The organism is Pseudomonas sp. T1.Ur, from assembly GCF_023516725.1.
Lineage (GTDB): Bacteria > Pseudomonadota > Gammaproteobacteria > Pseudomonadales > Pseudomonadaceae > Aquipseudomonas > Aquipseudomonas alvandae.
Map to the genome: position 1 here is coordinate 97,465 of NZ_JAMGSN010000001.1, position 20,545 is coordinate 118,009.

Here is a 20,545-nt window from a genome sequence, read left to right on the forward strand (position 1 = left end):
CTCGCGTAGACGTCGATGCGCGCCCTGACATTTCATGAGAAACAACCATGTCCATAACAGAACAACAAAGCAGCACGCGGAACGGCTTCAAGCAGGAAATGCAGACGCGCCATATCGTCATGCTCGCCTTGGGCGGCGTGATCGGCACCGGGCTCTTCCTGACTTCCGGCTACACCGTCAACCAGGCCGGCCCGATGGGCGCGGTCATCGCGTACGTCATCGGCGCGCTCATGGTCTATATGGTGATGATGTGCCTCGGTGAGCTGGCGGTGCAGATGCCGGAAACCGGTTCCTTCAGCACCTACGCCACCCGCTTCCTCGGCCCCGGCACCGGCTACACCGTGGCGTGGCTGTACTGGCTTACGTGGACGGTGGCGATCGGTTCCGAATTCACCGCCGCCGGCATCCTCATGACCCGCTGGTTTCCCGACACGCCGGTGTGGATCTGGAGTGCGCTGTTCGCCGGCGTGGTGTTCCTCACCAACGTGGTCTCGGTGCGTTTGTTCGCCGAAACCGAGTTCTGGTTGTCGTTGATCAAAGTGCTGACCGTGGTGGTGTTCCTGCTGATCGGCGGTGGTGCGATTCTCGGTTTGCTGAACATCGACCAGGCCCACAGCATCGGGTTAAGCAACTTCACTCGCGAAGGGCTTTTTCCTACGGGCTTCATGCCGATTGCGATGACGCTGCTGGCAGTTTCCTTCGCGTTTTCCGGCACTGAGCTGATCGGCATCGCTGCCGGGGAAACCAAGGACCCGCAACGCAACGTGCCCCGCGCCATCCGCACCACGGTGCTGCGCCTGGCGGTGTTTTTTGTCGGGACCATTTTTGTCCTCGCGACGCTGTTGCCCCGCGAACAGGCCGGCCTGGTGGAAAGTCCGTTCGTCACCGTCTTCACCTACATCGGCATTCCGTACTCCGCCGACATCATGAACTTCGTGATTATCACCGCCCTGTTGTCGGCGGCGAACTCCGGGCTGTATGCCGCCTCGCGCATGCTCTGGACCCTCAGCGACCAAGGCCACCTGCCCAAGCAGTTCTCGGCCCTGACCCGCATGGGCACGCCGCTCAACGCGATCATCGTCAGCATGGCCGGCGGCGCCGCGTCGTTGCTCAGCAGCGTGTTTGCCGCCGACACCATCTACCTGGCGCTGGTGTCGATCTCCGGCCTGGCCGTGGTGGTGGTGTGGATGAGCATCGCCGCGAGCCAGATCGGCTTTCGCCGTCACTACGTCGCCAACGGCGGCGACATTCGCGACCTCAAGTTCCGCGTTCGTGGTTACCCGTGGGTGCCGCTGGGTGCGCTGGTGTGCTGCAGCCTGGCGTGTGTCGGCATCGCCTTCGACCCTGAACAGCGAGTGGCGCTGTACTTCGGCTTGCCGTTCATCGCCTGGTGTTACTTCGTGTATTACATTACCCGCAAAAGCCGCGAGCGACGCTTGTCGGTCGCCCTCGTGGCACAACCGTCCGACGCGTTCTAAACCGCATCGACGGGGCGGGCAAACGGGCCCGGTGCATGGGGGCTAACGAGGTAAGACCATGAAGCAAAAAACGTTGCCCCCGTTGAACTGGCTGCGGGCGTTCGAAGTGTCCGCCCGCTGCCTGAACTTCACCCACGCCGCCGATGAATTGTTCTTGACCCAGGGCGCGGTCAGCCAGCAGATCCGTCAATTGGAAAGCCATCTCGGGGTGGCGCTGTTCAAGCGCTTGCCCCGTGGCCTGGGCCTGACGGAAGAGGGCCAGGCCTACCTGCCGGTGGTGCAGGACGCGATCACGCGACTGGCGGTGGGCACCAACGAAATCTTCGGCCAGCACAAACGCCGGCCGATCAAGGTGCGCGGCAGCCTGGCGTTTTTCGTCCACTGGCTGGCACCGAAACTGGTGGATTTCCGTCAGGCGCACCCGCACGTCGACATCCGCTACATCAGCAACATCTGGGTCAAGGAGCTGGACGGTGAAGACGACATGGAGATTCGCTGGGGCCACGGCCAATGGCCCGGCCTGGTGTCGCAACGGCTGACCTGGGATACCTTGTTCCCGGTGTGCTCGCCGGCCTTGCTGGCGACGCTGAAAGTGCCTGCGGACGTGGCCAAGCATCCATTGCTGCACGTGTTGGGCTACGAAGAAGGCTGGGGTTACTGGCTGAACAGGGTCGGCGTCGACAGCGTCGACTCCTCGACCGGCATGCAGTTCGACACCCTGGTCTGCACCTTGCGCATGGCCGAACTGGGGCAGGGCATCGCCCTGGCGCGGTCGTCGATGGTCAGTGAATTGCTGGAAGACGGACGCCTGGTCGAGCCCTTCGCCCAGCGCATCGAAGCCAGTGAATCGTTCTACCTGGTGCGCAGTTCCGGGGCCGAGCAACACCCGGACGCGGCGCGGTTTTCCACCTGGCTGGTGGAGCAGGCGCATCGCTACAAATGAGCTGTTCTATCTGAGTTTGCGGAGTTGACCATGCGCTATGTGAGTACCCGAAATTCCGCCGTGCAGGTCGATTTCGAAAAAGTCGTGCTGTCGGCCATCGCCGAGGATGGCGGGCTGTTTGTCCCGGTCGAGCTGCCGCTGTTCGAACCCCAGGACATCGCCAACTGGTCGACCTTGTCCTACGACGAACTGGCCTATCGAGTGATGCGCCCGTTCGTGGGCGAGGCGATCCCCGAGGCTGACTTCAAGCGTTTGCTCAAGGAGGCCGGCAGCCAGTTCAGCCACCGCTCCCTGGCGCCGTTGCATCAGGTGGACCGCAACGAATGGGTCCTGGAATTGTTCCATGGGCCGACCCGCTCCTCGAAGGATTTCGCCGCGCAGTTGCAGGCGCGGCTGGTGCAGTACTTCCTGCGCAAACGCGGGCGTCGCGCCGTGGTGATCGGCGTGACCAACGGCGACACCGGCCTGGCCGCCATCGAGGCCTTCAAGCACTGCGACGAGACCGACGTGGTGGTGATTTATCCCGAGGCCGGCGTACCGCAAGACCAGCTTCAAGACCTGCAAGCGACGGCCCATCCGCGGGTGCATCAAGTGGCGGTGGAGGGCAGTTTCGATGAATGCCAGACCCTCGTCACGCAACTGTTCCGAGCGCATGAGGCGATCAGCTTCAACTCCAGCAACTGGGTCAGCGTCATGGCGCAGCTGGTGTTTTATTTCCACGCGGTGTTGCAGTTGGGCGGCGGTCAACGGCCCATCGGTTTCAGCGTGCCGGCGGCGAGTTTTGCCGAAGTCTATGCCGGCTACATCGCGCAGAAGATGGGGTTGCCGATCACGCAAATGATCGTCGCCACCAACCAGAATGACGCGCTGCATCAGTTCTTTTTAAAGAACCACTACTCGCGGTTGCGTGCGAGCAAGACCCTTTCGCCGGCCATGGACTTGTCGATCTTTTCCAACCTGGAACGGCTTCTCTGGGAGCTCTATGGCCACGACGATCAAGCCGTCAGCGCGTTGATGCACACCTTCGAAACCGACGGCGAAATGACCATTGGCAACGAGTTCTGGCTAAAGGCGCGGATGATCATCGACTCGTACGCGGTCAGCGATGAACAGACGTTGAACGAGATCACGTCGCTGTATCGCGACACCGGCTACGTCATCGATCCACACACCGCCACCGGCGTGCTCGCGGCGCGCTTGTACCGCCGCAGCCTGGTGGCGCCGATGGTGACCCTGGGCGAGATTTCACCGGTTAAATCGGCGGTGTTGCTCGGTAAGTTGGGGATCCCCGTGGCGGCGCAAAAACGCCCGATGTCAGAGCAGGGCCCGGCGCAGATCCATCGCATCCAGCCGGACGACCTCGGCGCCCTCCATCAACTGCTCGGCTCGCTATAACCGGAGGCCCCATGAAGCGAATTCTCGACCCCCTCGACGAACGCATCATCGCCGAACTGCGCCTCAACGCCCGCGCCGCCCACGCCGAGCTGGCGACCAAGGTCAACCTCTCGCGCAACGCCGTCCGCCAACGCATCGAACGCCTCGAACGCGACGGCGTGATCCAGGGCTACACCGTTCGCACGGGGGAGGGCGCGCAAGCGTCGTCAAACATCAACGCGGTGATCTTCGTCTACCGCTACGACCGCATGCGCGGTGCCGAGGTCTTGCAAGCGTTGCAGGCCATGCCGGAAGTGCTTCAGTGCGATGTGATGAGCGGCGAGTTTGACTTGATGCTGCGGGTCGGCGCGGCGAACCCGGAGCGGGTGCACAAGGTGTGGAAAGAGATCTCGGCGCTGCCCGGGGTAGAGAACACCGTGACGTCGTTTGTGTTGTCGTCGGTGGTCTGAAGCCTCACCACAATAATGGCTGGCACCCAAGTACCTGTGGGAGCGGGCTTGCTCGCGATAGCGGTACACCAGCCGCCATCGATGTTGCCTGACCTGGCCCCATCGCGAGCAAGCTCGCTCCCACAGAGGAATGTGTTCACCCAGGCGCCGCCTACTCGCCGCCGCTGATGGTGTCCACAGACAAGCCAGCCACCACAACCCCCGTGGCGAGGGAGCAAGCTCCCTCGCCACAAGAGCCGGCCGGCGGTGCATGGCTAAACGCCGATGGACCAAACACTGGGAAATACCTGTGGGAGCGAGCTTGCTCGCGATAGCGGTACCCCAGCCACCGTCAATGTTGCCTGACCTGGCCCCATCGCGAGCAAGCTCGCTCCCACAGTGGCCTGTGTTCGGCCAGTCGATTCTGTCGGCTTTCCCCCACCCACCACTTCGCCCACCCCCTGGTCAAAACGCCCAGAAAATAGAGCAAATTGGCCTATTTAACTGCCCACCCCGCACCCCTAATCTTGATCCAACAAACCTCATCACCCGGATCAAGGGACACAACAAAAATGACTGAATACAAACTGGCGCTGGTCGGCTTCGGCGGTGTAAACCGGGCATTGGCCCAACTGATTGCCGAGCGCAACCAGCAGTGGAAAACCGAACTCGGCTTCACCCTGAAAATCGTCGGCGTGACCGACCTGTTCCTTGGTTCGGTGATGAACCGCCATGGCCTCGACGCCGCCTCACTCGCCCGGCTGCCCGCCAGCAAAGGCGCCATGGCCCAACTCCCCGGCGGCACCGTCGACGCCCTCAACGAAGCCGTGATCAAAGACTGCGGCGCTGACATCATCGCCGAAGCCACCTTCACCAACCCGGTGGACGGCGAGCCCGCCACCTCTTTCTGCCGCTGGGCCCTGGAGCGTGGCAAACACGTCGTCACCACCAACAAAGGCCCCATCGCCCTGCACGGCGCCGAACTCAAGGCCCTGGCCCAACGCAACAACGTCGCCTTCGAATACGAAGGCTCGGTCATGAGCGGCACCCCGGTCATTCACCTGGCCAAACAAGCCCTGGCCGGCAGCTCCATCACCGGTTTCGAAGGCATCCTCAACGGCACCTCCAACTTCGTCCTCACGGCCATGGAAGGCGGCCTAGGGTTCGCCGAAGCCGTCAGCCAGGCCCAAGCCCTGGGCTACGCCGAAGCCGACCCAACGGCCGATGTCGAAGGCTACGACGTGCGTCTCAAAGTGGTGATCCTCGCCAACGAACTGCTCGACGCCAAGCTCACCGTCAACGACGTCAACTGCAAAGGCATCTCCGCCCTCAGCCTCGCCGACATCGAAAAAGCCCGCCGCGACGGCGCTCGCTGGAAACTCATCGGCGCCGCCACCCGCAATGCCGACGGCTCCATCAGCGCCAGCGTCGAACCACGCCTGCTGAGCAACAACCATCCTCTGGCGAGCATCAGCGGCGCCACCAACGCCGTGTCCTTCACCAGCGAACTGCTCGGCGCCGTCACCGTCTCCGGCCCGGGCGCAGGTCGCACCGAAACCGCCTTCGCGCTGCTGTCCGACATCATCCACATCCACCAATCGGCAACCCGCAAACAGGAGCACACCCTGTGAACGTATCGCGCCTGGCCCTGGCGGTCGTCGAACCGCACATCGAAGTCCTCAACCCCTTTGACGGCAGCGTCGTCGGCACCGTCGCCGACCTCAAAGCCTCAGAAGTCCCACACCTGCTCGAGACCGGACGCAGTGGCGCAAAAGCCTGCGCCGCACTGCCGCGTCATCGCCGCGCCAGCATCCTCGAACACGCCGCGCTCAACATCGAACGCGACGCCAAAGCCTTCGCCCGACTGATCGTCGACGAAGCCGGCAAGACCCTCAAACAGGCCGAAAAAGAAGTCAAACGCTGCGTCAACACCCTCAAACTCTCCGCCGAAGAAGCCAAGCGCAACGCCGGCGAAATCGTCCCGTTCGACGCCTACGAAGGCGCCGAATCGCGCCAAGGCTGGTTCACCCGCGAACCCCTCGGCCTGATCGTCGCCATCACCCCCTACAACGACCCGCTCAACCTGGTCGCCCACAAACTCGGCCCGGCCATCGCCGGCGGCAACGCGGTGATCCTCAAACCGTCCGAGCTGGCGCCGCTGTCGGCCCTCAAACTGGTCTCGTACCTGGTTGCCGCCGGCCTCCCCGAAACCGTCGTCACCGTCGCCACCGGCGGCGCCGAACTCGGCAAAGCCCTGGTCGCCGCCCGCGACGTGCGGATGATCTCCTTCACCGGGGGCTTCGTCACCGGCGAACAAATCGCCCGCACCGCCGGCCTGAAAAAACTTGCCATGGACCTCGGCGGCAACGCCCCCGTCATCGTCATGGGCGATTGCAACCTCGACGCCGCCGTCGACAGCTGCGTCTCCGGTGCCTTCTGGGCCGCCGGGCAAAACTGCATTGGTACTCAACGGCTGCTCATTCACGCGCCGATCTACGAAGCCTTTCGCGAACGCTTCGTCAACCAGGCCCAAGCGTTGGTGGTCGGCAACCCGCTGCTCGCCAACACCGACATCGGCCCGATGATCACCCAACAAGCCGCGCAAAATGCTGAGCAGGTGGTGAACGAAGCGCTGCAACAAGGCGCCACGTTGCTCTGCGGGCATCGGCGTCAGGGCAATTGCTACGCCGCCACCGTCCTGGAAAACGTCGACCACACCAGCCGACTCTGGCGCAACGAAGCGTTTGCGCCGGTGGTGGTGTTGCAGGTGTTCGAGACGTTCGATGAGGCGATTGCGTTGGCTAATGAGCCTGAGTACGCGCTTCATGCCGGGATTTTCACGAATGATTTGTCCACGGCAATGAGCGCTGCGCGACGAATCGAGGCGGGGGGCGTGATGATCAATGACTCGTCGGATTTCCGGTTCGATGCGATGCCGTTTGGCGGCTCCAAGTACGGCAGCTTGGGCAGGGAAGGGGTGCGGTTTGCGTATGAGGAAATGACCCAGCCGAAGGTGGTTTGTTTGAATACGTTGGGGTGAGGGGCGAGTCAGGCCCGCGGAGTCGCTTTAGCTGTCATGTCGCTAAAACGCCGTTTTGACGACACGTTTTACTCTCATGTCGTCGGCAGCGACATGAGGGCGGAACGTGTCGCAGAAATCACAAAACGGCGACACGTTATCCTCTCTTGGTGGGGTGGCGCGGCGCGGTGTTTATTGGGTGCTTGGAATCCAGGGCGCGACTGACGTTTTCTTGCGCCATTGCCTACAACTACGCCAGAATCGGCCGGCTTGTGCGTTTTGGGGCCCGTCGGTAGTTTGAGTCTTGTCACTGAGCATCAGTGATCGGGTTTCGCAGCCCGGACTCTATAGGCGCACAACGTCACCTTCGAAAGCAGATTGTCCTATGTCTGTTATTTCGTCAGAGGTGGCTGTGCGTGGGAGACCCCATGGGTCTGCCGGTCCCTAGAGTCCCGGTCTGCGAACCCGCGTACAGCTGCCACCCCAACTTCGTTTCGCAGCGAATGGTGGTAGCTCCAACAGACTCTAGGAGCTTTACCATGGCTAAAATTACACCAAACCCGCCAACTCCAGATGAGCATGTGTCTCGCGCTCAGTCTGCTCGTAACAAGAAGCTTGATGATGCTGCCAATCGGGCTTTGGATTTTTATCTGAAGCCTACGCCGAAGACGGAAACGTCTGACAATCCCAACAGCATTTTCCGTATTGCGCCGGATGTTGATTCGGAATGTTTGCTTGCCAGCCTCAGTGAAAACCTGGCTTCGGCAAATGCCATGATCAGTGATTTGGCGTTTGATCTGGATGGGTCGCGACGGCGTGTTGCGATGGGGATTTTGCAGGTGATTGAGGTGAGTGAACTGTTGGCGAATCGGGCTTTGGATATTGTTGAGGTGAGATAGGGCGGGGCGCTACTGCCCTCCAGGCGTAAAAAAGGTCTTGCTTGGCAAGACCTTTTTTGTGGGCGAGAGATTTGAATAGGCGCTTCAGGTTTGGAGCGTCAGAAGATTCGTCGCTCAATTTGTGCGACAGGGTGCTGCACTACTGCAAAATAGGAAAGCTTGTGGTGTTGTGTCTCCAGGGCTACAGTATCGGCCAGAATCTAGATTTTTGATGCTCGGGGGCTACAAATGACCACCTTGTTCGATGTAGCTGAAATGCTGAAACAGGCGCGAGGTGAAGCCGATTTGAGCCAGGATGCCTTGGCCACTCGCGCTGGCGTATCCCGTTCAACAGTGGCACGTATGGAAACAATGGCAAAGGGGGACATGAGTGTCTCGGCCCTCGTCCGATTATTGGAAGCGGCTGGATACGACTTGAAACTGGTGAAAGCTGGTCATGAGCGCACGGTTGAGGACATTCTTGCCGAGCAGCGTTCCGGAGTTTCTGAATAATGATCTTAGACGTACACGTCAGCGGCAAAACGGTCGCCAAACTTTACCGAGAGCGTGATGAGTACGTCCTGAAATACCTTCCGGGTACAGCTGCGACGGACTTTGTCAGTTTGGCATTACCCGTGCGTGAAGAGCCGTGGCGCTGGCCTCGTGACCTGTTCCCGTTTTTTCGGCAGAACTTACCTGAAGGGTACTTGTTGGGAGTTATCCGTGAAGAGTTTGGCGCCTTGCTGGATGGCACGGACTTATCACTGCTAGCCGTAATTGGCGGTGCAGGCGTTGGGCGTGTGACGGTAACACCGGAAGGCATCATGCCGGGCGTCGAAATGGAGCCCTTGGAAATAGATCATCTGCTGACCGCTGAAAACACAACCGAGCATTTTGCGACGCTGGTACGCCATTATGCACGCGCGGCTATTTCTGGCGTCGTGCCCAAGTTCATCGCGCAGGATGTTGGGCATGACGCGTTGCCCCTGGGCAAACCCACTCTACGTACCGGGTTTCACATCATCAAAGGCTCAGACGATACGACGCCTTACCTGGGCTTTAACGAGTTCTACACCATGCGTGTGCTGGAGCGGTTGCAGGTCGTACCGGTAGCAACGTGCCGTATGTCAGACGATGGTCGAGTTCTGGTGGTGAATCGTTTTGATGTCGATGAAAACGGCCTACCGCGCTGTGGGCTGGAGGACGCATGTGGACTCCTGGGCTTGCCGCCCCATGAGAAATACGCGACCACTACGGAAAGAGTGTGGAACGCCACTCGGGCATACATTTCTGGAGAGCGATTGCGAGAACAGCGTGAACACTTCGGTTGGCATCTGCTGACGAACTACGTAGTCCGTAACGCCGACTGCCATGCCAAAAACATTGCGCTTTATTACACCTCGCGAGCAGACGTAGCGTTTACGCCAGTCTATGACTTGGTGACCACTCAAGCCTATCCGCGTTTTGCCGCGAACCCGCCAGGTTTGTCCGTAGGCGGTCGGCAAACATGGACGCCGGGGCGCACGCTTGAGCAGTTTTTCAACGGTCGCTTAAACATCCCTCCGCGTCAGTACGCGGCAATGGTCGAGCAACTGTGCGAATCTGCTGTCGCCGTGGGTAAAGAGGTTATCGAAGCCGCAAAGAACGAGCCCGCTTGGCGAGATGTGGCCAAACACATGGTGCATGCATGGAATGAAGGTATGGAGACGCTACGTAGCCCAAAATCATCTCCGCACTTTCGGGGACTGGATACGGCTATTACCGAGGCAGGTTTCTCGGGGCCTCGAGCGCCAGAAAGAAATCGAGAACAGATCGGTCGCTCTGAGCTACTTGCACCACGTAAGCGCTAGGGAATAAAGCTAGCAGGCAGCTGACTCTGGCCTGAAGCGACGAGCGCCCAAATTGTCCAACAACCTGTTGGATAATTGTCCAAGTCATACGTTACCCCTAACAGGTCGCAACCTCCGGCCTGAAACTACTGGAAGTCAGCCGCTTCAGCGCGATATCAAGCGCCTGATCATCGAACAGCTTGCTTTTACGAGCCGCAGCACCCGCTCCGCCATCCCAATGCTTCAACGCCTCGCGCACGGCAGGAACAGTCGGGGAAATCCCATCCTGGCTCAGCAACCAATCAACCGTAGCCAACAATTCCATGCCAAAAGGCGACTCAAAACCATCGATCAACTCGGCGGTACGCTCCAAGGCCTGGGCGTACTCCTTGGCCTCTGTTTGAAGATAGGTCTGTAAGAACGCTTTGCGCCCTTCGTCAAACCAGATCACATCGCTAATACCCGCATCACTGATGCGCTTGTCGCAATGCAGGTAGCTGCCGTCCAGATTGTTGAGCAGATGCTCCAACCGGTTGGCATAGGGTCCGTACTTATGAGCAACAAACTGAAGATTGAGAGGGTTTTCAGTGTTTGGCAGCTTTTCGATGGCGCGCTCAAGAAACCAAGCCAGTTTCTGAATCTCAAGCAGGCTGCATTCCATACCCAGGACCCAGTAGCGACGAACCAATTCAGCAATCAGTGCACGAGCCGGCGTAAGCTTTTCCACGCCGCTGCGTTTAGCAACGTTCAGATACTGGTTGGAAGGCTCAAACACCAGCACATCGATATCCAGATCGCTCAAGACTTCAACAATCTGCTCGCGAACCTCGGGCCACTTCAAACCACCGTTACCAGCGCCCAGCGGTGGAACCGCCACGGACTTCACATCGTTTTCGATCAGAAAGCGACGTAGGTCGTGCAGACCTTCGGTTATCCACGCCATCTGCGAAGGTGAGCGCCAGTGACGTTTGGTCGGGAAGTTCACAATCCAGCGTGGCCCCTCCAGTTCGCTGACCGCGGTCACGTGAACCTTGCCCGTCTCCACTTCGCCAGCCTTGCAGGCAGCCAAGTACAGGCGGTAATTCTCCGTGAAGCGCTCTTTGAACATCAGCGCGATACCTTTACCCATCACGCCCACGGTATTCACCGTGTTGACGAGGGCTTCGGTTTTGGCTTCTAGAAGGTTGCCTTGGGTAAACCTGATCATTGGAAATACCATCCTGGACGCGCATGAACAGCCAACGTCAGGCCTCGAGCGGCTACGTCTCGTTCTATGCGTTTTTTCATTGCATCGGTGTAGCACATGATGCCAAGGAGTCCTGTAATGGGTAGATGGTTGTGGATCAGCGCTTCGGCCTGATACCGCTCCATCTTCCGGGGGTCGTCAGGGTCGCGCTTAAAGTCGCGTCGTTGGATGATAGACCAATCGATCTGGCCGAGATTCGCTAGGTCGCTGTAATAGTCTGTCCAATCCGGGTAGGCATGCGCGGTCGTGTAGACAAACGGAAGGCCCATCTCCTCAACGCGGTACAGGCTAGAAACCAAAATCACGATCTCGTCATTGCTGCGCTGTTGAACACTCCACCCCGAGTGGATGTTTTTCATCATCACAGAGAAGGGTGTGAAATAGAAGGGCACGTAGTCGGCCAATACCCCTCCCGGTGCTATGGGGACGTGGCGGGTTCGGCGCTTGTCGATCAAGTCAGGGTTGCCGATGTTTACGTACTGCGGTGACTGAACGTTCGAATTTGCACAGTGCAGACCGTTGTCCAGAATCCAAGGCAGGTTGTCCCGATGGACAATACGCCAAATCAGAGCCTTCTCTGGATTCAGTCTGCTGTAGATCATTTATAGGAACATTCCAGGGTTCACACTGATGGGAGTCGCTAGATTGATGGGGCGCATTTTAGCCTCACAAAGCTGTTTCACTTCATCGTTTGGGACGTAAATCCTGGAAAAATTTTTTGGCGCAACCACGTAGGGAGACAAGCATTCAGCCATGCAAACGTTTTTGCACTCGTGGTTTTGATATTCGCGGGTATTCATGAGCTCCCAATTGATGGCTTGGAACCCCGCGCTGTAGTCGAGGACCTGAATTGCCTCATCTGCAAGTGGATGCTGCGGGATGATCTTCCAGCCCTTTTCCTTGGCAAATGTTCTGAAAACTGAGATCAGCACGAACGTTGATTCGGGGTGATCAAGCTGCACGCGGCCATCAAACGGATTACCGGCGAACCAGTGAAAGGGGACATAGCGGTCAAGGTTGAGAGCTTTGCGTTTCTTGAGAATCTCACTGTCGGCAACATCAGTGAAATTGGCGAGGCTGGCCCGAGGCTTCAGGCCTGCAGAGAAGATCCCATCCAGGTTTTCAATAGAAGTCAGATGGTAGACGTAGTACTGATCTTTGATGCTTCTGGCGTCTGACATAGCGGTCTCCTTGACCTACGCATATCTAATGGGCGCCGTCCTAGCTGTTCCCCAACCCTCAACCCGAGGGGTCTAGTAGGGCATGCGGGTTGATTCTAATATGCCATCACTCAAGACCACAACAGTTATGCGGTTATGGTCCCTCTGTCAGAAAAGCTGCAGCTCATTCCTCATCGAAATAATCGCGATCCAACGTCGGCAGCCGCAAGATTCGTGATGTAACGCCCACTTCGTGATCCATCATCAAGTGCACCAGCCGCATGCCGTCCACCAACACGATGCCTTCTACCGATTTAGCGAAGTCGATCGCATGAGCGGTGAAACCAGATGTTGTGATGAAAACGCCGCGTTTGGCTTTTTGCCCGGCGAGCGCACCGTAGAAGGCCTGCAGCTCAGGGCGACCCACTGTGTTTTGCCATCGCTTGGCTTGCACGTAAACCTTCTCGAGTCCCAACTTATCGAGCGAAATAATGCCGTCGATGCCGGCATCGCCAGAGCCCCCGACCCGCTGTAGGTCATTGCGGCTGGCGCCGTAACCCAGGCGATGGAGCACATCAAGTACGATGACTTCGAAGCGGTTAGGGCTCACCTGTAATAAGTTGTCCAACAAATCGGCAGCGGTTGCGTTGCGTAATTCCTGGAGTGCTTGTTCGAGGCGATCATCTGGGCTCGCGGTTGCGGAGGTTACGTCAGGCCCAATAGGCGTTTCGTCATCAAGCGGGGCAGCGTCGGGGGCAACCTTCAGCTTCACATTCATATAGCCGATGGCTAAATGTTCCACTTCATCGGACGGCAAGGGAGCCGGATGGTCTTTGGCGTAAGTCGCACCTGTCTCCGTCAGTTCCCAATATCCACGTTTGGCGCTACTGGATAGGCCGGCGCGCTTCAGCCGATCATGCGCCCAGCCCGCTCTGTTTTTATAGGTGGCTTGCCCACTGGCGATTACTTCTTCACGTTGTTCTACGGTCAGTTGCAGCATCTTGGCTGCCGCCTCATGGGCATCCCGAGCAAGGGCTCCGGCAGGTTTGGTAGCGAGAAAGCGCAGGATAGGTTCGATGAACTGATCGTAGGTTGGAACGGACATGGACGCTTCCCTGTGATGGCTACTTTTTGCGGTCGAGGAGCGAGTATAAGTTACGGTTTCTCAGGCAGCCCATAGCGAGTGAGTCGTGGCGCTATCAAAGCGTAAGCTATTGTGTAGCCGGAGGACTGATGTGGCAGAGCTTTCCTGCACCGTAAATTCCCCCGTCGTTTTAGTAATTGAGTTTTCCCGATGAATAACCCATTAGGCACCGTGCCGTGGATCCTCATCGAAACCAGCCGTCGTCTTCAGCATCTTTAGAATCACCAGCGCAAACGCCCGACTTTTGGTTTCGTTGTCCAAAACTTCCAGCGACAGTTTTTCGTGGTCGGTCATGGCGTCCAGTACGGTGTTTAGCACTCGCTTCGGGAACAGGCCGTGCATCACTTGTTCGATCGAGTGGTTATTTACCTGCGCCATCACATCTTCCTGACGACTGATGCGTTGAGCGATACCAGCGAGGAATTGCAACTGGTCGTCGTCACTCACTTCGGCGCCAAATATCTCGTTGAGGGCCTCAATGATTTCCGATAAGCGTTTTTTCTCCGGGTCATGAGGTTTACCGCTGCCCACGTCGCTGCCAGGCTTTAACTGGTACTTACCTTGTTCCTCGCTCAGGTGCAGTTGATGCTCGGCACGCTTGCTCAGTCGGTAATGGGTCAGTTGCAGCTCGCCCACGTCCACGTCGTCTTGTTGCAGGCGATCCAACCGCAGCAGTGGGTGCAAATGCTTGGCGTAGACGCAAAGCTGCTCCAGCTCGCGGTCCTCGTAAGCCACAATCTGCGAGAGGAATTCGTACAGGCGCACGAAGCTCTGTAAGTTTTTTCGGAACAGGTCGAGTTGATCTATTTGTTCGCCAGCCTCTTTCAGCGCGAACTCTGCTTTTTTCAGTCCGTTACTATCACTGTTGGCTTCGGCCACACGTTTGAAGTCTAGTGCCTGCTGGCGCGACTCTAACGACATGGCGTAACGCTTGGCAAAGCGCTCCTTGGCCGGCGCGCAGTAATAGCTGAGCTTACTGGCCGCAGCCTTGGGGTCGAAGAAGGCCATGGCGAACGCCTCGACTTCCTGCCAGTAGTAGATTCCCTCGGCATCCAGCTTCTTCTGAAGGTCGTAGATTATTTGTGGGTCGGTCACATCGCTCAGCTCGGCCTTGGTGTAGTACGGCAAGAAGGCGTCGAGAATATCCTGCGGCTCGTTGAAGAAATCGAGGATGAAAGTTTCTTTGCTGTCGCCGAAAGTACGGTTCAGCCGCGACAGGGTCTGCACGCAATCCACGCCTTGCAGTTTCTTATCCACGTACATGGCACACAGCTTGGGCTGATCGAATCCAGTCTGATACTTGTTGGCCGCGATCATCACGTTGAAGTCTGGGGTATCGAATGCCAGCGCCAGGTCGCGGCCATTTAGGCCAGGGTTGAGCAGGCTGCTGCTTTCCGTCACCTCTTCAGGGATCGCCTCATCGGGCAGCACGCTGCCAGAGAATGCCACCAGCGGGTGCACATCGTTGTAACCCATCTGCTTTACATAAGCCCTCACCGCTAACTGATAACGCACCGCTTCCTGGCGGCTGCTGGTCACCACCATGGCCTTGGCTTGGCCATTGAGCAAATTGCGGATATTGCCGCGGAAGTGCTCGACGATCACTTCAACCTTTTGACTGATGTTGTAAGGATGCAAGCGCACCCAGCGAGCTAGCTTGATACGCGCCTTTTTGCTCTCCACCTCGTCATCTTCGCCATCCGGGTGGGCGATCTTCCAGGCGGTGCTGTAGGTGGTGTAGTTACGCAGCACGTCGAGAATGAAACCTTCCTCGATAGCCTGGCGCATGGAGTAAAGGTGGAAGGGCTCGGGCTTATTGCTGGAACTGGCCGGCAGCGTAGGGTCAGCCGGACGACCGAACAGCTCTAGGGTCTTGGGTTTGGGCGTCGCAGTGAAAGCGTAGTAGCTGATGCGCTCGTTCGGTTGGCGCGCTTGTACAGCAGCGTCCAACAATTCTTCGGCGCTGATTTCCTCGGCGTCTTGTGCATCGCTACCGAGTAGCTGCTTCAGCTTGCTAGCTGAGGAGCCGGTCTGCGAAGAGTGCGCCTCGTCAGCGATTACCGCATAACGTCCGCTAGCCAGCTTGGGATATTTGTCTAACGCATCGAACAGTGCAGGAAAAGTCTGGATGGTGACAATGATGATGCGCGTCTGTTCAGCCAACGCCTCAGCCAATTGTTCGGATTTACTCTGGTTGCCGATGTCGCGACTGATTGGTTTGACTACACCCTGGGCATGCTCGAACTGGTAGATGGTGTTCTGCAGCTGGCTATCGAGCACTGTTCGGTCAGTGACTACGATCACCGAGTTAAACAGGCGCTGACCGGCATCGTCGTACAGCGAAGCCAGTTGATGCGCCGTCCAGGCGATGGAGTTGGACTTGCCTGAGCCGGCGCTGTGTTGGATCAGGTAGCGCTTTCCCGGGCCTTCGGCACGGGTTGTATCAATCAGTGTGTTGACCACCTCCCACTGGTGATAACGCGGGAAGATCACTGTTTCCTTGGTTACCGGCGTGCCGTCGAAGTCTTCGCTGGTCTTCTTGTCCAAATGCAGGAAGCGGCCCAGCACCTTGAGCCAGGCATCCGGCTGCAACAGGCGTTGCCACAGATAGCTGGTGGCGTATTGGCTGTCGTCGGCAGGCATTGGGTTGCCTGCGCCGCCTTCCTCGCTGCCGAGGTTAAACGGTAGAAAGAAGGTGTCTTTGCCCGCCAGTTTGGTGGTCATAGCCACTTCATTCTGGCCCACGGCGAAGTGCACCAGCGCGCCACGCTTGAAGGTCAGCAGTGGTTCAGGTTTGCGCGTCAGCGGGTCTTTGACTGGGCGGTCGTAGCGGTATTGACGCTTGGCGTTTTCCACCGACTGCTTGAATTCGCTTTTCAGCTCCAGTGTGGCGGTGGGGATGCCGTTGACGAATAGCACCAGATCGAGCCGTGGGTCGTAGCTTTGCCCGCCGCTGCTGTTTTCACGCGCATGAGGGGAATAAGATACCTCTGGCACCACGCGCAGGCGGTTGCACTTATAGCGCTTGAGGGTCTCCGGGTTCATGCCGTGGTCGGGCTGGAAGCTGCACAGCTCGACTTTTACCGCCGGCAGTTTGATGCCATGGCGCAGCACATCTAGGGTGCCGCTTTGCTCGAGCTCGCGCACCAGCTTTTGTACCAGCACATCACCCGGGTTGTTCGGGTTGGCTTTGGCGAATTTGTCCCAACGCTCCGGCCAGGCATCCTTGAAGTAGCCCAGCACATCTTCGGTATATAGCGCCGTGTGGCGGTCGTAGCCGCTGGCCGTACCCACCAGCCAGCCTTGGGCGGACAGGGCGTCGATGATGTCCTGTTGAAACTGCGCTTCCTTGCTGTCCGCCATTACACGGCCTCTTGTGCTAATTCGGGGGATGGTTTACTGACTGGTGGCTGCCAGCCGCGAACGTCGATTTTGCCGGTGACGGCGGCGGAGATCAGGGCGGAGCGGCGTTCTTGGAGAAGCGCTATCGCGTTTTGCGCTTCTGAAAGCAGCGAGTCGAACATTTCGGTTTCATAGATCAAATATTCGGCGATGTCTTTCTGCTCGTCCTGCGGCGGCATAGGCACAATAATCCCGCGGATGTCTTCTACGTTTACTCGCTTAAAGGTGGAGCCGATCATCAGGTTCTCGAGCTGTACCATAACGACTGGAGAGCGCAAAACAGCTTGCAAATAGTCACTTGAAAGCCATTCGTATCGCTTTTTCAGCACACACACGTCTTGACCCATAGCAAACGGAGGATGCCAATCAGCGACTTGTGCCACCTCTCCAACCGTAGCGTTACGACTGAATATTAAATCGCCTGCAACAAGGTCTCGACCGCCCTCAATAAGCTGCCGATAAAATACTTCTGTGGTTTGCTTTGCGTTATCGAGAGCAACATAACGACTCTGCACCTCACGAATACTCGCGAGAGGAATTCCATCGTCCACAAACTCAGCTGTGATGTGTTTACAGTCGGTTACTGACCAGAACCACTTCAGACCGGCCACTAACCAATGCACCGGCACCTCGCCGAGCCACTCTACGCCGGAGCCTTTCATCGGCACCGTGGGGTCGAGGCCTTTGGTTACGGCGTGGGAGATCGCGGCCTGGCGCTTTTCCTTGAGCAGTTCGATCAGCCGCTTCTGCTCTTCGATCAGCGCGTCAATGCTGGCGGTTTCATGGTCGAGGAAGCGGGCGATTTGGATTTGTTCGGCCTCAGAAGGGACACTCAGCACAATATTCTTCATGTCAGAAAAATTCGTGCTCCAAAGGTCAGCAACTATTCCCTTGCCCCAACGATAGTACTCCTCCTGGAAAAGCTCGCTTCTGAATAAATGATGAATAAATGGGCCGTATAATCCAGTTGGGATCAATACAGTACAAATCAAGGAGACTGATCCATCTAGGGGAGACAATCCGGAAGAACCCTTGCGGTCAGATCGACTATTGATAACAAAGTCGCCCACCAACACCTTCTTTCTATTGTCCCCATCCTGCGTTTTTGCTGCACTTTCCAGCCTGGGAACAATTCCTTGTTTGGTAACTGACAAAGGCTCGAACTCAGTATCACTGGCTCTTTCGCGGCGTTCATCGAAGTAATGGCCAAGACGCTTGAGCACCCAGCTTTCAGGTACGTCTCCCAACCACATGTAGCCTGACGCCTTGTATTTCGGATAGCAAGGGAACGTCATGCGGATAGTCCCTCAATCATCTGCTTGATACGGTCGGTGCAGGTTTTCAGGTCGCGGTCGATCTCGGCCAGTGGGCGCGGCGGCTGGAATACGTAGAAGTGGCGGTTAAAGGGAATCTCGAAGCCAACAATGCCTACCTCGCCGTCCTGGGCATCGGTCTTACTCTCATCGATCCAGGCATCCGCCACGTGAGGAATAACTTCGCGCTGGAAGTATTCATATACCGACTCGCCCAGCGGCACGTTCTCATTATCGCGCAGGCCGGCGTCTGCTTCCGGTTGGCCCTTGGTGGTGCAGATATCCGCTTCAGGGTCGCGCTCGCTCAGGACATTGAGCAATGCTTTTAGCTCCGGCGTGCTCAGGCTGATGCTGTGCGCGGTGAGAGATTTTTTCAGCTGCTTGCTGAACTGCTCGCGGTTACGGTAGAGCACGCAGGCGTCCATGGCTTGTAGGGCCTTCATCAGTTGCTGCTGAGCGGCGCTGTCGAGTTTCTGCAGGGCTTTTTCTTCCAACACCTTGCCGAGACGTTCGGCGCTGGTCTGGAAGTTCAGGCGCAGCGGACGCTCAACGGTGATACGGCGGTAGCCGAAGGTATCGATGGGGAAGATTTTGCTATGTGCGCTGTGCTCGAAGCTACCATACAGGCGCACCAGCTCACTGATTTGATCCTCAGTGATGTATTGGCGTTTGTTGCCCAACGATTTGTGCATTTTGGCGTAGTGCTGGCTGCCGTCGATCAACTGCACCTTGCCCTGGCGCGCAGCAGCCTTGTGGTTACTGAGTATCCACACATAGGTGGCGATGCCGGTGTTGTAGAACATGTCCGTCGGCAACGCGACGATGGCTTCGACCAGGTCGTTCTGCAGCAAGTAGCGGCGAATCTCCGACTCACCCGAACCCGCGCCGCCGGTAAACAGCGGCGATCCATTGAGGATGATACCGATGCGCGAGCCACCGTCGCGCGGGTCACGCATCTTGCTGACCAAGTGTAGGAGGAACAGCAGCGAACCGTCGGACACCCGTGGCAGGCCGGGGCCAAAGCGGCCATCGAAACCTTTGTGGGTGTGCTCGTCGGTGATCTGCTTCTGCACCTTTTTCCATTCCACACCAAAGGGCGGATTGCTGAGCATGAAGTCGAAGCGCTTGCCGGCCAGTTGGTCGTTGGACAGCGTGTTACCGAGCTTGATGCTTACGACATCCTGGCCCTTGATCAGCATGTCCGCTTTGCAAATGGCGTAAGACTCGGGATTTAGCTCCTGGCCATGCAGTGAAACGCTGACTTTTTCGCTGATGGACTGAATGTACTCATCACCTTCCGACAGAAAACCACCCGTGCCCGCCGTTGGGTCATAGATCGTGACGATGCTGTTGGGCGTGAGTTTGTGATCCTGATTGGTAATCACTAGCGAGGTGGTCAGGTGCACGATATCGCGCGGGGTGAAATGCTCCCCGGCAGTTTCGTTGGAGCTTTCCGCAAATTTGCGGATCAGCTCTTCGAAGATGATGCCCATACCGAAGTTGCTGATGCGCTCGGGACTCAGATCGGTAGCAGCAAATCGTTGTACCACTTGATAGAGCAGATTGGCGCTGGACAACTGCTGGACGAAGTCTTCGAAGTGGAAGTGCTCGAAGATTTCGCGGGCGTCCTTGCTGAAGGCTTGTACGTAACTCATTAAGTCGGCGGCGGTCTGAGTGTCCGACAGGGTTCCTAACGTCAACGGCGAAGCATTGAAAAATTGCTGGGCTGCGGAGCGCAGCAGGATCATTTCGCGCACAGTATCTGGACGGCCTTCCTGGGCGAATGTCTGCTTGATCACTTCGTCTTTCGTTGGTGCTAGCACGCACTCCATACGGCGCAATAAAGTGAACGGTAGGATGATGCGGCCGTACTGGGATTGCTTGAAATCACCACGCAGCAGGTCGGCAATCGACCAGAGAAAGGCGGCCGTCTGGGAATGATTTTCCGTGTTCACGCAGCAACTCCTTGGAGTAGGCAAAAAGCCGAGTTTAACCCGCTGGACTACCTACATGTCATAGGTCATGCAGGATTGATAGGTTATTGGGAGGATTTGGGCGTTGATAGATCGGGTACGGGCTGAGTCTGGGCTGGGCAAGGGTTGTGGGATTAAAGCTCAGACATTAAAAAGCCGGCTTATGGCCGGCTTCTCGTTGACTGATTCAGCTCGTTTTTGACAAACCTTACCAGCCTTCAAAACGTACATCCGGCTCTTGCGGCCGGCTGTGGGACTTGGTCAGAAAGTGATCTGCCTTGTCGGTGCGAGGCGTGGGCTCGCAAATGTGGGGCGGAGGATACGCGGGTTTGCTTTG

Annotated in this window: 16 protein-coding genes; 9 read left to right on the forward strand and 7 right to left on the reverse strand. The window is 57.6% G+C overall.

All coding sequences use genetic code 11. From position 1 onward, the window contains the following. The first annotated feature begins 47 nt into the window (after positions 1–47). The 9 genes from M8Q45_RS00475 to M8Q45_RS00515 all read left to right on the forward strand — a co-directional run bounded on the left by M8Q45_RS00475 (position 48) and on the right by M8Q45_RS00515 (position 9,991). The gene (locus tag M8Q45_RS00475; RefSeq protein ID WP_249873184.1) at positions 48–1,478 is read left to right on the forward strand and encodes an amino acid permease; all 1,431 of its coding nucleotides are present in this window, start codon (positions 48–50) and stop codon (positions 1,476–1,478) included. Positions 1,479–1,536: 58 nt separating this feature from the next. Next, positions 1,537–2,421: a LysR substrate-binding domain-containing protein gene (locus M8Q45_RS00480; RefSeq protein ID WP_249873185.1), complete on the forward strand. Its 885-nt coding sequence runs from the start codon at positions 1,537–1,539 to the stop codon at positions 2,419–2,421. Positions 2,422–2,451: 30 nt separating this feature from the next. Beyond that, a complete protein-coding gene (thrC, locus tag M8Q45_RS00485) occupies positions 2,452–3,816 on the forward strand; it encodes a threonine synthase (protein WP_249873186.1) in 1,365 nt (454 codons plus the stop codon). Positions 3,817–3,827: 11 nt separating this feature from the next. Then, on the forward strand, positions 3,828–4,265 hold the full coding sequence (locus M8Q45_RS00490; RefSeq protein ID WP_249873187.1) for an Lrp/AsnC family transcriptional regulator: 438 nt from the start codon (positions 3,828–3,830) through the stop codon (positions 4,263–4,265). A gap of 551 nt (positions 4,266–4,816) precedes the next feature. Continuing rightward, positions 4,817–5,875 carry a homoserine dehydrogenase gene (locus tag M8Q45_RS00495; protein ID WP_249873188.1) on the forward strand — a complete coding sequence of 353 codons (1,059 nt, stop codon included), beginning with the start codon at positions 4,817–4,819 and terminating at the stop codon, positions 5,873–5,875. After that, the gene (locus M8Q45_RS00500) at positions 5,872–7,284 is read left to right on the forward strand and encodes an aldehyde dehydrogenase family protein (RefSeq protein ID WP_249873189.1); all 1,413 of its coding nucleotides are present in this window, start codon (positions 5,872–5,874) and stop codon (positions 7,282–7,284) included. The genes M8Q45_RS00495 and M8Q45_RS00500 overlap by 4 nt, the downstream gene beginning before the upstream one ends. A gap of 518 nt (positions 7,285–7,802) precedes the next feature. Continuing rightward, positions 7,803–8,162 carry a DUF6124 family protein gene (locus M8Q45_RS00505; protein ID WP_249873190.1) on the forward strand — a complete coding sequence of 120 codons (360 nt, stop codon included), beginning with the start codon at positions 7,803–7,805 and terminating at the stop codon, positions 8,160–8,162. Between the two features lie 228 nt (positions 8,163–8,390). After that, positions 8,391–8,654, forward strand: coding sequence for a helix-turn-helix transcriptional regulator (locus tag M8Q45_RS00510; protein WP_249873191.1), 264 nt, complete (start codon positions 8,391–8,393; stop codon positions 8,652–8,654). Beyond that, the gene (locus M8Q45_RS00515; protein WP_249873192.1) at positions 8,654–9,991 is read left to right on the forward strand and encodes a type II toxin-antitoxin system HipA family toxin; all 1,338 of its coding nucleotides are present in this window, start codon (positions 8,654–8,656) and stop codon (positions 9,989–9,991) included. The genes M8Q45_RS00510 and M8Q45_RS00515 overlap by 1 nt, the downstream gene beginning before the upstream one ends. A gap of 97 nt (positions 9,992–10,088) precedes the next feature. On the opposite strand, the gene darG is transcribed toward M8Q45_RS00515, so the two are convergent. The 7 genes from darG to M8Q45_RS00550 all read right to left on the reverse strand — a co-directional run bounded on the left by darG (position 10,089) and on the right by M8Q45_RS00550 (position 20,190). Continuing rightward, positions 10,089–11,177: a type II toxin-antitoxin system antitoxin DNA ADP-ribosyl glycohydrolase DarG gene (darG, locus tag M8Q45_RS00520; RefSeq protein WP_249873193.1), complete on the reverse strand. Its 1,089-nt coding sequence runs from the start codon at positions 11,175–11,177 to the stop codon at positions 10,089–10,091. Then, positions 11,174–11,818 carry a type II toxin-antitoxin system toxin DNA ADP-ribosyl transferase DarT gene (gene darT, locus M8Q45_RS00525; RefSeq protein WP_249873194.1) on the reverse strand — a complete coding sequence of 215 codons (645 nt, stop codon included), beginning with the start codon at positions 11,816–11,818 and terminating at the stop codon, positions 11,174–11,176. The genes darG and darT overlap by 4 nt, the downstream gene beginning before the upstream one ends. Further along, positions 11,819–12,397, reverse strand: coding sequence for a DarT ssDNA thymidine ADP-ribosyltransferase family protein (locus M8Q45_RS00530; protein WP_249873195.1), 579 nt, complete (start codon positions 12,395–12,397; stop codon positions 11,819–11,821). Positions 12,398–12,560: 163 nt separating this feature from the next. Next, positions 12,561–13,481 carry a restriction endonuclease gene (locus M8Q45_RS00535; protein ID WP_249873196.1) on the reverse strand — a complete coding sequence of 307 codons (921 nt, stop codon included), beginning with the start codon at positions 13,479–13,481 and terminating at the stop codon, positions 12,561–12,563. 201 nt (positions 13,482–13,682) lie between these two features. Beyond that, positions 13,683–16,883 (reverse strand): type I restriction endonuclease subunit R, encoded by a 3,201-nt coding sequence (locus tag M8Q45_RS00540; RefSeq protein WP_249873197.1) that lies wholly within the window; start codon positions 16,881–16,883, stop codon positions 13,683–13,685. Then, positions 16,883–18,217: a restriction endonuclease subunit S gene (locus M8Q45_RS00545; protein ID WP_249873198.1), complete on the reverse strand. Its 1,335-nt coding sequence runs from the start codon at positions 18,215–18,217 to the stop codon at positions 16,883–16,885. Before M8Q45_RS00545 ends, M8Q45_RS00540 begins: the two co-directional genes overlap by 1 nt. Further along, on the reverse strand, positions 18,214–20,190 hold the full coding sequence (locus M8Q45_RS00550; protein ID WP_249873199.1) for a type I restriction-modification system subunit M: 1,977 nt from the start codon (positions 20,188–20,190) through the stop codon (positions 18,214–18,216). Before M8Q45_RS00550 ends, M8Q45_RS00545 begins: the two co-directional genes overlap by 4 nt. Positions 20,191–20,545: the final 355 nt, after the last annotated feature.